We start from the raw sequence: 14,262 nt of genomic DNA on the forward strand, positions 1-14,262 counted from the left end.
TTGATTTGGGGGGTAACCCGGCAGGACGCCGGGTTAGCCGCGCTGGGCCATGGATGGCCCATCGCGGCGGCCCCCCAAATCAATGTCGGATGACGGGCACACCGAGCCTAGGCGAGGTGCCGAGTGGTGGGGCAGGAGCCCTTTTGGTTACTTTTGGGGCTCTTTTCCAAAAGTGACCCGCCGTAAGGGCGGAACCCTAAGTGGCCGTGACCGCAGCAACGGATATGTACACAACCCCAGAAAAGAGTTGTGTAGCTACCTATGCCCATCGCAGACGAGCCCACCGTGTGAACCTTACAAACTGATCTGCCCCCGCTCCTCATCCGTCAGCCGTGCCTTGGCCTGTTCGCTCAACGGCCCCGCCCCCAGCACCTGCACCGGGCTGTCAGGGTTGTAGGTCGGCGCCCGGCGTGCCTCTTCCTCCCGGCGTTGCACCGGCTCGGTGCCAAACCCCAGCACCTCCACCGTGACGATCGACGCCCGGCCCTGGCGCGCTGCAGCCTGTTGGTTGCGGGCCGCGTCTTCGGCGGCCTGGGATGCCGCTGCCCCCGCCGCGCTGGCTGAGCTCATGGCCGCGGTGTTGACCGCCGCCGACACCGGCACCCCGGACGATTTACCCTGGGTCTGGATATTCGCCGCGTTGACCACCCGCAGCGCGGCAATGTTGATATTGCCCGACACACGAATCCCCGCTTCACCGGCGTCAATGGTACCCAACGGCGCAATCAGGTCGATATCCCCTGCCGGCACTTCCGGGATCGGGTTTAGCGTGGCGATCCCCGCACCAGTACTCGGCACCGACGGCGACAGGCTGACGTTGCCCCAGTTGTCATACACACGCCGTGGCGGGGTGTAGACCACGGTGGTCTTGGAACCCCGCCCGGCGTTGATATCGCCTGCGGCGGACCAGCCCATGATCGAGCCGCCAAAGGTGGTCATGATCCGGCTCTGGCCCAGCAGGATGCTGTCCAGGGAATACAGCTGGATATCCCCCGCGCCCTGGGTAATGACCCCGGCGGTGGACGGCGGTGCCGCCCCCTCGATGCCGAATGTCTGGCCACCGCCCGGGGTGAGCATCTGGATCGAGCCACCGAAGTTGGTGTGCACCCCGGCACCGCCGAACAGGGTGATATCGCCCTTGTAGGCGATGGCATTGCCGGCCACGTCCTTGTCCGGGAACAACCCGGCAATCGCCGCCCGCCCCCGCACATAGCTGCCCTCGCGCACGCCGCCAGCCTGGTTGTATTCGCGGCCGGCGGCCTTGAGTTCGGCAAAGTACACCTCACGGGCAAACACCCGCTGTTGCTGCGCCGGCAGCGCCGCGTAGTAGGCGCGGGCCTGTTCACTGTCACCGACAAACCCTAAGCGCTCGGCCAGCCACCCGGCCAGTTCGCGCTCGTAGGTCTTGGCGACTTTGCCTCCCAGCAGCGTCAAAGGCTCGCCCGTCTGCAGTTGGTTCTCAGGATTCAGGTAAGTCTCGACAAAGCGCCGGTAGTCCGGGCCGTTGGGGCCAACACCCGCCAGCATGACGATGCTCGCTCCGGGACGGCTGTCACCTGCGGCCACGGCGCCAAGGCTGTTGACGCTGACCTTGTCCTCCATAAGGAGGTTGCGCCCTGCCGTCAACTCCAGGGTGCCGGGCCCTGCGACATTGAAGCTGCTGTAGAGCATGTCGCGCCCGGCACTGACAATGGAGATGTCAGTCAGGCCGTTATGCACGAACAGGTTGGCGTCGAAGGCATATTCACCGGTATCCACTTCGCCACCGCTGGCGCCCCCCAGGCGCGTGCCGCTGCTGACGATGTCACGCCCCGCCCGCATCCAGACCGGGCCTGCGCCCTCATAAAACGTTTGCCCCACACGCGGGTCTCCAGCGCTGGTGATGGTCAGGGCACGCCCACTGTTGACGCCCAGCAGGTCACCGCTCAACGCATAAAAACGCGCAGGTTCCAGGGTATCGCCCCACGACGTGCTGGCCGTGTTGGCACCGAAGGTGAACAGCGGGGAAAGCCCCAGGCGCGCAATGTTGCTATCGCCGGAAAGGTTGCCGCTGCCCGCGATGGGCAGGGAGTTGACGAAGCCCAGGAACGCCGGGTTGAGGATCGTCGCCATGCTGTCCGGCGCGGCGCTGGAACGGCTGACGGTGAGGTCGCCGCCATAGATCGAATCCCCAGCCAGCAATTGCAATTGACCGTTGGCCGATGGCGCCAGCACCAGTGCCGCCAGCGGTGGCAGCGCGCCAGGGTTGGCGGTCGCGGCACGCCCGTAATACAGGCTGCCGCTGGCGGCCACCGCACGCAATGTGGCGGGATAGACCGCCGCCATATCCGTCTCCAGCGTTTGCGTCAGCGGCGTAAGGTTGCCACCGGCCGAAAACAGGTCCACTGCCGTGTTGCGGGTCCACAGGCTGAACCAGCTCTGCCCGACGCCGTTGACCCCGTCGTTAACGTAGGCCAAGGCATTTGTCTGCGCGACGCGCCCTGGATCGGCCACATCCTGCAGCACCAGGTCGCCACGGGTGGCCAGGTTGAAGGTGGCATCACCGGGCAACAGGCTCAAGCCACCGGCCGCCGCGGCTGACGTGGCGCGCAGTGGATCATAGGCGCGGACTTCGCCGGGGCTCTGGTCGATCACCCGGCTGCCATAACGCAAGGTCAGGCTGCCCAGGGCGCCGCCGGTCAGTTGCACGTGCCCACGCAGGTTCACCAGCGTGCCATTGAGGTGGTCCTGGGTAATCTGACTACCTGGATTCACGGCACCGCCGACCCGCAGGCTCAAGTCGCCACCACCGGTCAGTTGCAGGCTGCCGTCAGCCGCCACGCGCCCGGTGCTGCCCACCGCCAACACCAACCCCTGGCTGCGCAAGTTCACCGCCTGGGGCACATAACCGGCAGCCAATGGCCGGATGATCCCGGCATCGCCGCCCACGTCGACATTCAGGTTGCCCCCGCCCAACGTACCGAAGCCGGTGAAGCCCACCATCTGGTCGGCGCCCCCCGCCAGGGCAAGGTTGCTGGCGTAGGTACCAAAATTGATCCACCAGGCCGTCGCTTGTGCCGCCGAGCCACTCAAACCATTGCCCTGGCGCCATAACCAGTTGCCGACATTCGCCGAATCCTGGCCGCGATCGTTGCGGACCGGACGCCCCGAGGCACTGAGTGACGGGCTGGTGATGTTACCGGTCAGGTTCCCACCCACTTTCAACGACAGGTTGCCGCCCGCCTCCGGATACCAGGCGCGGTACACACTGTCTGCGCTGCCATTGACCAGTTTCTCGTTGCCACCCACGCTATTGCCCAGCACCTTGGCGTTTTCGCCAAGCGCCCGTGGCAGGTTGTAGGGGTCGTTGGCCGAGGTGCCCGTGGAAGAACTGCCAGCGGTGTAGACCCCGTACAGCGATTCCATGCTCAGATTGCCAGCGGCCAGCAGGTCCAGGTCGGCGGCGCCGGTGCGGACCACACTGAAACGGCTACTGCCCCCGGCCACCAGGCTGTAGGCATCGCCGCCCGACTCACAGGAACCGGGGTAGTCCGTGCAGGTTCCAAGGTTGCCAGGGCTCACGGGCTTGCCGACCATGCTGGTGTCGCCGTAATTGTCGATGGAACCCTGCTCGGTCCAGACCAGCACGCCCTGGGCGAACATGCCGTAATGGCTGTCGGCCAGACGCAGGTTGCCGGTCACTGGAGAAACTTGCAGCCTGCTACTGTCGACCGCCTGGGTGTCAGCCCCGGCCACCAGGCGGATCGCCCACGCCTGGGAGCCTTCCGTCAGCATCGGCGCAACGCCCCAGTTCTTGCCCTGGCGGCCGGCCTCCTCGACCCGCAATTTCACCGACTTCGCATTGCCCGCCAACTTCACATCGGTGCCGGCCGGCAACAAGGCGCCACGGGGCAGTGCCTTGCTGCCATTGAGGGTCACGAACGCGGTGCTGCCCAGGCGTCCGGGCAATGGCACGCCCTTGGGCCAGATCATCGCCCTGACACTGGTGTTGCTGGTCAACAGGGTACCGGCCCCCAGGACCGTGCCGGCCGCCAGGGTCTGGCTCTGGCTCAGCAGCGTCCCCGCCGCGAACAGCTGTGTGCCCGAGCCGTCGAGTATCGCCGCCGCCAGCACCGTACCGGCAGGCAGTACCAGGGGCTGGCTGAGGGTCACCGGCACCGGCAACCGCGTGCCGTTCGCCAGGCTCAGGGCCTTGATCGACACATCGAAGTTGAGGATCGCACCCGCCGGAAACTTGGTGCCGTCGGCCAGGGTCACGCCCGTGCCCGGCACCACTTGGGTGCCGCCGGTGTAATTGATCCCGGGGAGCAGCACCCAGCCGTTGTCATCGTCGCTCGGCGGTGGCGGTGCAAAGCCGTCGTTGATGCTGCCGTAGATATTCAAGTCGCCGCCAGCACGCAGGGTCAGGCGGCCGACTTCGCCGGAGCCATACACATCCGGGTTTTTCTGGGTATGTGGGTTGAGGCTGGCGTAGCGATAACCGGACAGGTCCAGGTCGCCCTGCACCACCAGGTCACCCTGGGGCGTCTTGCTGACAATCTCCACCCCCGGCCGCAGATGCAAGGCATCGGCGTACGTGGCGTTATTCAGGCCCGCGAGCTTGTTATTCAGTAGGTCGTGGTTGTTGAGGGCTGCGTTGATAAACAGCACGCTCAGCTCATGTTTTTTGTCCAGGTACTTCTGGTCGATCACCTGGTACGGACGCCCACTGGCCGTGGCATCGGTCTTGGTCGGCGCATCGTCGTAGCTGATCATGCCGTTGAGGGCAATCGAGCGCGCGCCCTGGATATCCAGGCGGCCACGGGCATCAATGGCAATGTCATCACTGTTCAGGCGCGGAGCATTGAGCTCCAGGGTGCCACGGCTGCGACCGTCATGGCCCACGCCCCCATCGGTCCCGTGACGCAGGTCGATGCGCGCGCCATCGGCCAGGGTCAACTGGCCCTGGCCCGAACCCAGCACCACCATGGCGCGGTTCGGCGCGTCGATGATCTGGCCATGGCTGTCCACCCGCAACTGGCTGCCATGGGCATCGAGCACGGCGCTGCCGTCCAGGGTCAGGCCGGTCTTGGCCGTCAGGTTGATGCTGCCCACCCGCTCGCCACTGGCATCCACCCGCCCGGTGACGCGCAGGCTGCCGTTGTCCAGCGAGACACTGACGCTGTTGGCCTTGACCTCATTGCCGATGCTCAGGTCGCCCTGCTTGAGCTGGAAGCTGCGCGCCCCAAACACCTGGCCCTGGTTGAGCCGTTGGTTGAGGGCGGCAAACTGTTCGTCCAGGATGCCGCTGGTGCCCAGGCGCTGGGCCTGGATTTCAACCGCACCGGCCAGGTACGGCACTCGGGTACCGCCGGCATCGTAAAAACCGCTGCTGCCTGCCAGAAGCTTGCCTGCCAGGTCAACCACACCGCCTGCGTCACCCACGGCCACGGCCCGCAGCTTGCCCGCCTGGTTGTGCTGCGCCGACAGGTCGATGGTTGAGCCGGTGGCCTGCAGCACATTGCCTTCGCGGCTTTGCAGCGATACCTCACCCCCCGCGCCATATTTAGTCAGGTCGTTGAAGATGATGGCGCGACCGGCCACATCAATCAGTGCGTCATCGGTCAACACCACGTCGCCACGGGCGTCGAGGGTGACCTTGCCGCTGGGCAGCACCACCGCGCTGGCCAGGCGAATGCTGTCGCCCTGCAGCGACAGCTCGCCGCCCAGGCCCTCGACCTTGCCCCGGGCCCCCGCCGAGGCGCCGATATCCAGGGTGCCGCCGGCGGTGATGCGATTTACCGAGCCCGCCTCGCCGGTCAGCAGTGGCGTGAGAATGCTCAAGTCGCCGCCGGTATAGGCAAAACCCTTGAGCGGATCATAGGCCCCCTGGCGCTGATAGACCGACAGGCTGCCCTTGTGGTTGGCGGTGATGCGCTCGCTGGCACTGAGGTTGACGTGGGCAAACCCCAGCGCCAGGCGATCGAAGCGCTTGGTCGTGCTCGGCTGGGCAAAGTCGCCATAGCCGAATTCGATGCGTTCGGCCTGGATATCCAGGCGCCCATTACCGCTGCCAGCGCCGCCGTCGATGGCGGCAACGGCCGGCGTTTCAGCGCCGAGCCAGATCAGGTTGGCAGTGTGGATGCTCGCCACATCACTGGCGCTGCCGGCGCCGTAGATCGCCGGGGCAGACAGCATTAGGCGGCTGAGCAACGACTTGCCGGTCACCGCGTCATAGGTGTCGAGGGCACTGGAGCCATAGAAGTTGAAGCTGTCGCGGGCCGAGAGTTGCAGGGTTTCCAGGGCCGGCGCGCCGAACTGCGTGTCACCACGCAACAAGCGGTCCAGCACCTGCTGGGTCAGGGTCATGCCGGCCGGCAGGCGATTGCCGGCGGCGGCCGCAGCCAGGGCTTCAGGGCTGCCGACGTTAATGCTCGCCAGCCCCAGGTTGAGGTGACGGGTGCCGTAGCGCACCTCATCCCCCATCTGCAACGTCTTGTCGGTCAGGGCGACGATACTGCCCTCGGAATACAGGGCAGTCTGGCCGCTACAGGGCGCGCTGTTGCACGCCCCCAGATTGATCCCGCCACTGGCTGCGCCACCGGCTTGCAAGGCGTTGACCACGTTGAGCAAACCGTTGGAGACCGCCAGCATATTCGCCACCTGGTAGACGAAACCGTCCCGTGCGTCATAACTGGCCTTGCCCCGGCCAAGGGTATTGATCGAGGCGCCCTGCTCCATGACGATCTCGCCGGTGGAGCTCACCAGGAACACTTCCGGTGCGGCCAGGCTCGCCCCTTCACGCAAGGTAATAGAGCTACTGTTGGCACCGACCACGTTGATGTAGTTGCCGCTCTGGCCATACGAAACCTGGGTCATCCCGCCAATCATCAGGCGTGCCGCGCCCAGCGCATTGAGGCTGGCCGCCCCCACGCTGACACCCTCGAACCCCTCCGTGGCGGCCTTGCCTGGCGCCATTATTTCGATCCCGCCGGTTCCCATGTTCATCACTGCAACAGTGCCGGCAAAACCGTCGGTGGCCGCCTCAAAGCGGCCGATACCGGCGAACGAAAAGGCGTTCGCCCCACCACCGGGGTGCAACGCCAGTTTCAGGGTCTTGGCATCCACCGGCAGCAACGCCCGTGGCACGCCGAGCTTGGCCGCATCAGCCACGGCGAACTGCGCATAGCCGGTTTCGTTGTACTGGGAGTAGCGGCGCAGGGTGTCGGCCGAGGTCAGGATTACCTGGCTGGCGACCCGGTTACTGATCCCGGTGTTGACGATGGACAAGCGCCCGGCAGCCGACCAGGAGCCATTGCGCAGCGCCTGTGGCACCTCTTCGGTGCCGCGCCCCGCGAGGCCGTTGATTTCGACACGGAACGCCCCCGGCATCAGCGCATAGGTGGAGGGCATCAGGGTATAGGTGCCTGCGGCCAGCCCCGGGACGCCAGCGTCCAGGGTGATTTGCTGGCCGAGCAACGGATCGACTGCGCCCCCCTCCGGGGCCACCGGGGCATAACCCGGTTGCGCGCCGGGCACGATGGCGTACACCGGGTTACTGCCCAGGCCCGGCAGGACAAAGCCGCCGTGGGTGCCGACCTGCATCAGTGGGTTATAGCGCGCATCGGTGGAGCCGCCACGGCCGGAAATAAACCCGGCACCGAGCAGTTCGCCGCCGCCGGACAGGTCCAGCGTGGCCTCTGGCAGCACCGCCACCGATTGCCCACCGAGGATTACCCCCACGTTGAGATCGCCATTGAGGTTGGCAATCGCCCCCTGGCCGAGGAACGACACGGTCTTGCCGTTGTACTGGTAGACCTGGCCATCCACCGTGCCGCCGTAGGGCAGCACCAGGCCCTTGCCGCTCACCGAAGTCAGGCTGCCGGGCAGCAGTTCGACCTTGTGGGTGCCCAGGATGCCGACCTCGATCAACCCCAGGGGCGCACGCACCACCCCGCCCTGCCTGATGCTCGGGCCGCCCAGTTGCAGGCGACCGAAGGCCGAGTAAGGCACCGCGCCCGTCTCGTTGCCGGCACGGGCGATGGTCAGGGTGCGCGTCGGGTCGTAGCCGTCAACCCCATCCAGGTAACCGGCCAGCACCCGCGCGCCGACTTCGGTGGCCGGGTACAACTGCGCGGCCTGCAGGGTCATGTCGCCCCGGGTCATGATTTGGGTACTGATCCCCTGGGCGACCGCATCGGCGCTGGCCCCCGCGAGAAAACGCAGGTCGCCCTGGCTGCTCAGCTGCACGTCATCGAAACCACGGCGGTCGACGCTCAACTGGCTGTTGTCGGCCTGGGTCAGGTTGCTCTTGTTGCCGAACAACACATTGCCGCGCACCTCCAGCAGATTGGCACTGGCAGTGAACTGCGCCTGGCTGGCGTGTTGCGACATGGCGCTGGTCAACACCGGATGCAGGTATTGGTCCTTGGCCTCCAAGGGCGCAAGGATGCCCGCCAACAGCAGGTGCGGTGCCGACAGATTGACCCGGGCATTCTGCGCAGCCTGCTCACTCAGCCCCAGAGCGCCACTGTACAGACGCAGGCTCTGGCCCATGTGCAGCGACAGATCACCGTCAACACTCAGCAGGCCATTGCTCAGCAAGGCCAGGTTGTCGAACCCGCCGGCGCTGACCTGGTCCACGCCCAGGCGAGCATGCCCGTACTCCAGTTCCGCGGCCGCGGCCTCGGCAGTGCCCGCCAGCGTGCTGGGCTGGTGGGTCTGGCTGAGTAACAGTTCCCGCGCCTTGAGCACGCGGTCGCTGACCGCGCTCTTGAGGTAGTAAGGGCTTTCCAGGGCCACGGCCAGGCTACCGCCCGACGCCCCGGCACCACCGGCCCGGGCCACAAAGCGCCCGTCCAGGTACAGGCCATTGTTGGAGGCAAGGCTGATACTGCCGCCATTGCTGGCCACCGGTACCCGGCCCTGGCCCGGCAGGTCCAGGTCCGCCTGGGCCCCGGACGCCTCCAGGCGCGCACCGTCACGCACCACCACAAACACATCACTGGCCTGGGCAATGCCGGTGGCGAGGTTGATCGTGCCACCGAGGCTGATATTGCCGCCGTTGCGCACCAGGCCATAGTGGCGGCCACGATTGTCCACGGCGCTCACCGCCCGCGCCGCCACGTCGATCAGCGCCTGCTCGCCGACCCAGATCGAACGCCCATGACCTGCGGCATTCACCGCCTCGGAACTGGCCACATTCAGCCCGCCCAGGCTGACGCTACCGCCCCAGGCGTTGAGCGTACCGTTGACGGTCAACTGGCCGACGCTGCGCAAATTGATGGCCTGGCCCGGATCGACCGTGATAACCGCGCCCTGGCCGACGCTCAGCGCGGTGCTGGCCAATTGCGCAGCGCTGGAGTCGAGGTGCCCGGCCGTGAGGCTCAAACTGGCACCGCGACGCTGGCTCAGCACGCTCTTGAGCGCGTCCTGCTGATACAACTCAGGCGTCCACACCTGCATCAGGCTCGCCGGATCAGTGCCACTCGGCAGCGTCTGCACCTGCTCGCCAACCCGGTACACCGGCACCTCGACCCCGACCTGGGTGCCGTCAGCAACAATCAACCCTTCGTTGCCGGTGATGTCATACGCCGAGAACCCTTTCTTGAAAAAGTCCCCCGCCAGGTGCAGGGTGCCCGCGTCCGGGCTGCCTGCATCGCCGATCAATACCTGGCGCGACTGCAACGCCAGGGTGCCGCCACCGCTGACGCCATAACCGCGAATCTCACCGCCCAACACCAGAGCGCCCTGCGCGCGCAACGTCACGCTGCCGCCCTTGCCACCGCTGACCTTGCCATCCTGGCCGACCGTAGCGCCCGAAGACACCTGCACCAGGCTCTGTGCCCCCAGGCTCACATCGCCGGTGCCACGCAGCGCCACCTTGCCGCCATTGGCGTAAGCCACACCCTCGGTGAGCGACGGCTGCAGGGCCAGGTTGTTCCAACGCCCGGACGCATCCAGCACCACCCCGGCGGCCACCGCGACGTGCCCGCTGCCCGCCAGAATCACCTCTTCAACGGCATTCTGCCGATTGAGGTTGACCTGACTGAGCACGTTGCCGGCGTGGAGGCTGCCACCGTGGGCGGTCAGATTGGCGTTGACCGCCACCTGGGGCCCGTACAGGGTGATATCGCCACCGTCGGCCACCGACAACCCACCATTGACCGTAATCTGCTGCTTGGCGCCGACCTTGATCGCCCCCAACCGGAAGCCGTTGAGTTGCTCGCTGTCGAGCACCAGCGAGCCCTGGCGACCGGCCGGCAGCGCGGTGCCCAGGTCGAGGCCGGCGGCGATTTTTTGTGTGCCGCCTTCGATCAGCACTTTCTCCATACCCGGCGTCAGGGCGTAACGCAGGGTGCCGGTGCTTTTGTTGAAGATCGGCGTGTACTGGCCAATGATCAGTTGCGCACGCTGGGCCTGGGCCTTCTGCGACTGCTGGTAACCGTCGAGGTTGATGTTCGGCGCCTGGGTCTGGCGCTCGCCCTGGAACACATCACTGATCAGTTGCCCTTCAAGCACCGCATTGCCGGTACCGATCACCAACTTGCCGGCATCGCGGCCCACGGTATAACCGGCCTCGAAACGTCGCTGGGGGGCGATCAGCGGGTTGTAGTACAGATCGGTACGGCCCCAGCGTTCGCTGGTGTCTGCAAAGCCTTTGTAAAGCCCAGTGTAGAGAATATCGCCCGGTGCCTTCGACAGCTCATACAAGCGCCCGTCCGGGCCCTTGAGCCAGGTTTGCTGGACATAACCGCCCTGCACATCCACGGTGCCGCCCGACAGATTGATCTGCGCACCCTGTTGGGTTACCACATCATCCCCCGTGAACGTCACGGTACCGCCCTGGGCCATCCACTCGCCCACCGAGTGCCCTTGCGTGCCCAGATAGCCACCGACTTCCAGCAGGCCGCCGGCGGTGTACCAGCGGTCCGTCGCGTAGCCATTGGTACCCGCCGGCACAAACACCAATTCGCGCAGATCGACCCACACATCGTTGTTGATCAATTGCCCGCCATCGCGGTTGACCGGCGCATCGCGCTGCTCGTTGCCCTGCACGTTGATCTTGATGTTGTTGGCTTGCATCGCCACCTTGACGCCGATGGCGCCAGACACGTCGATCATCGCCCCCTCGCGCACCAGGCTGCGCTGGCCGGCGCTGACCGCGACCTGGCCACCGGTGGCGAGGGTTATCGAGCCTTTCTGGAAGTCCACGGTGCCGCCGCTGACGATCTCGATGCGCGACTGATCGGTACGGTCGGCCACCCTGCCCAGGTTATTGAACTGCCCGCTGGCCTGGGGGTTCACCAGGCCGTCGAGATTGACCAGGCCATTTTCGCGCTGGTTGTTGAGCGCGGTGGTGCCGCTGCTGTCGAGCAGGATCGCAGTGGTGCTGCCTTCGCCCAGGCTGACGCTGCCGGTGGTGTCGCTGGCCGAGTTGAGTAAGTGAAGGGTGCCACGGGTGTCCACCGACGTGCTGGCCAGGGCTACGCCGTTTTGCTGCACGGTGTGCCCGGTCAGGGTGATGTCGCCGGTAGCGGCCATGATCAGCCCGCTGTTGGTCACGCTGCCCGCGCTGCTGCCGGCCTTGAGGCTGCTGGCGACTTCATTGCCGCGTGTGGTGGAACGGGCATTGCCGGCGGTACCCACGCCCTTGCGGATATAAAAACTGTCGCCGGCGGCCAGGGTCGTCTGGCCTTTGGCGGTGATGAGGGTGCCGGCGTTTTCCACTTCCGTACCCAACAGCAAGGCGTAGCCACCGGCATCGGTGGACGTCGCCGCGTCATGGGTCTGGATCAGCGCCCCCCGCTGCACCTGGACCTTGCCCGCGGCATCGGTGAACGTTGGCTGGGTGCCAGTGGCGTCGAAGTAGATCCCGCGCTGGGTGAATTGCTCGTCGGTGATCGCCGCCGCCGCCGCCACCAGGTTGCGCACGTTGACCTGGCTGCTACCGCTGAACACCACGCCATTGCGGTTGATGATCATCACGGTGCCAGCGCCCTTGATCTGGCCCTGGATTTCACTGGGGCGCGCGTTGGGGTCATTGACGCGGTTGAGCAAGGCCCAGTTGGACTGCTGCTGGAAGTCGACGGTGGTGTTGCGCCCGACGTTAAAGGTTTCCCAGTTGAGGATGGCCTTGTCGGCGGTCTGTTCGATGCTCACCGTGGTCTGGCCACCGGCCTGGCTTTGGGTCGGGCCCTTGGCGTTGATCCAGCCTTGGGTCAGGCTGTTATCGACCTGTAAACCGCCCCTGCCCAAGCCGTCGGGAATCGTCGAGACCTGGCCCAACGCGGCCTGGCGCCCGGCCGCCTGGGCAGCCTGCTGGGCGGCAATCGCCGCTACGCTGTTGTTGAGGGTGCTCAGTGAGCGCTGCATCTGCTGGTTGACCCGCGCCTGCTGGGACAACGGCGGCGGCATCCCCGGTACCTGCGCCCCCGGCCGCGCCGCCGTGGCTGCCTGGGACGCGCCCTTGGCGGCAAACCAGCCGGAACTGAACGCCGTGGCCCCCTGGGCACTGCCCGCCACCAGCAACAAGGCAATGGCATGGGCCAGCGGCTTGAGGCGCAAGACAGTCTGGCCGCTCGGGCCGCGGGCATTCAGGTTTACCGGTGGTTTGCAGCGGACCATCTGGAATCATCCTTCTGTGTGGAGATGCACATCACGTATGGGAGGTAGGCGGTTGGCGAGGAGCAGGACTGAACTTCTGTCATGGAAAATTCATCTGGGCTCGGCAGCGGCTACGGGGTGAGCCAATAAAAAATCAGCAACGGCACAGGCCGTTGCTGATCAGGGGTTGCAGGTCGAGGAGCGCGGGCGTTACAGCGGACGACCGATACCGTTGCAGACGTCGGTCTTACCGATGCTCAGCGGGTTGCTGGCGGTCAGGAAGCTGCTGCGGATCGCGCTTTTCCAGGAGTCAGGCAGCGGCACGAAACGGTTGGCGCGGATGGCGTCATCGTTGTTCACGGTCTCGCCGTAGTGCTGGGCAAAGAAGTCACGGACCTGGTTGGACTGGGTGCCGTTGATATAGCACTGGCTGAAGATCAGGTTGGTGAAGCCCAGGATCGGGTAGCCCGACGTTGGGTAAGGCACCACACCGGCCACGCCGTTTTTACCGAACACAGGCACCCACTTGTCCGGGTTGCCACGGTCAGCCACGGCGGGCACCGAAACGCCATCAATCGCCGCAGAAACGTTGTCTGGAGCAGGTGATACACCTTCGGTGTTGCTTGCCACGTCCTTGCCGACGCGAGCGACCTTGGTCGCGTCGTCCAGGCCTTCCAGGGTGGTGGCGGCGTAGTCAGGGCTCATGTAGGTGATACGGCCTTCGGCGACAGTCGTATCGTTCAAGGCATTCATCACGCCCTGGCTGCCGGTAGCCGCAACGGCACCGGCCGGCAGGCCACCGCTGTAACTGTTGGCAAAGGTGGTGGTAACGGCGAAGCTGCCGGTTTCAGCGCACTTGGCGTTCAGGAAGCGCGTGAACAGTTCGGTGGTGCCGCTGCTTTCGCTGCGGTAAACCACGGTGATTGCACCGCTACGGCCAGCGCCGGTGATCTGGCTCCAGTTGTTGATACGCCCGGAGAACACACCGCACAGCTCGTTGACGCTCAGGTCAACCGCATTGGCACCGCTCTTGCGGAAAGGAATGGCCACCGAAGTGGCCACCGACGGCACCTGGATCAGCTTGCCCCAGCCTGGCTGCTTGGCAGAGGCATAGGTGGACAATTCAGTGGCGTTGAGCTTGGAGTCGCTGCCGGCCCAGTGCACGTTCTTGGTGGTCACGCCGGGTACGAGCTTGTCGTATTTGTTTTCCAGGAACGCGGCCTTGCCGTTGCCGCTGCCGACACCAATGTAGGCGGCGAAACCGGCAGTCAGTACGCCAGGCGTCTGGTACAGCGGCTGTGGCAGGGTTGCGCCACCGCCGTTGACATCAGCGAATGCAGCCTGGGCCGAGCATAGGGCCGCGAGGGTCATGGATACCGCGAGAACGTTGCGCTTAAACATGAAGAAGCTCCTTTCGTCGTATTCATACGTTGAGGTAGATGGCTCTTGCATGACGCCATGGCACTCGGTTCACACGCCGTGATCCAGCGGGCTTGCGGGGCGAGGCCATGGACACGAAGGTCGCAGTTTCCGATGACAGATAAGGGAAAAAACCTCGGGAGGAACAGCTTGATTTTTAAAAAGATTCTCGGGTGTTTTGGCAATGATTGTGGCTTTTATCGGGGTGGGTGACAGCGAGGTTTCAGGGAGTGTTTCGACGATGGCGGGCGGGCCGTG

The 14,262-nt window shown here is 65.4% G+C and carries 2 protein-coding genes; both read right to left on the reverse strand.

Annotation, left to right across the window (positions count from 1 at the left end):
• Positions 1 to 294: 294 nt before the first annotated feature.
• Positions 295 to 12,606 carry a filamentous hemagglutinin family protein gene (locus HBR94_RS26950; RefSeq protein ID WP_170045828.1) on the reverse strand — a complete coding sequence of 4,104 codons (12,312 nt, stop codon included), beginning with the start codon at positions 12,604 to 12,606 and terminating at the stop codon, positions 295 to 297.
• A 189-nt stretch (positions 12,607 to 12,795) separates the two neighbouring features.
• Positions 12,796 to 13,986, reverse strand: a complete 1,191-nt coding sequence (locus HBR94_RS26955; RefSeq protein ID WP_057438716.1) for a substrate-binding domain-containing protein — start codon at positions 13,984 to 13,986, stop codon at positions 12,796 to 12,798.
• Positions 13,987 to 14,262: the final 276 nt, after the last annotated feature.

It is taken from the genome of Pseudomonas sp. WS 5412 (genome assembly GCF_012985615.1).
In the GTDB taxonomy this organism is placed as follows: Bacteria; Pseudomonadota; Gammaproteobacteria; order Pseudomonadales; family Pseudomonadaceae; genus Aquipseudomonas; species Aquipseudomonas shahriarae.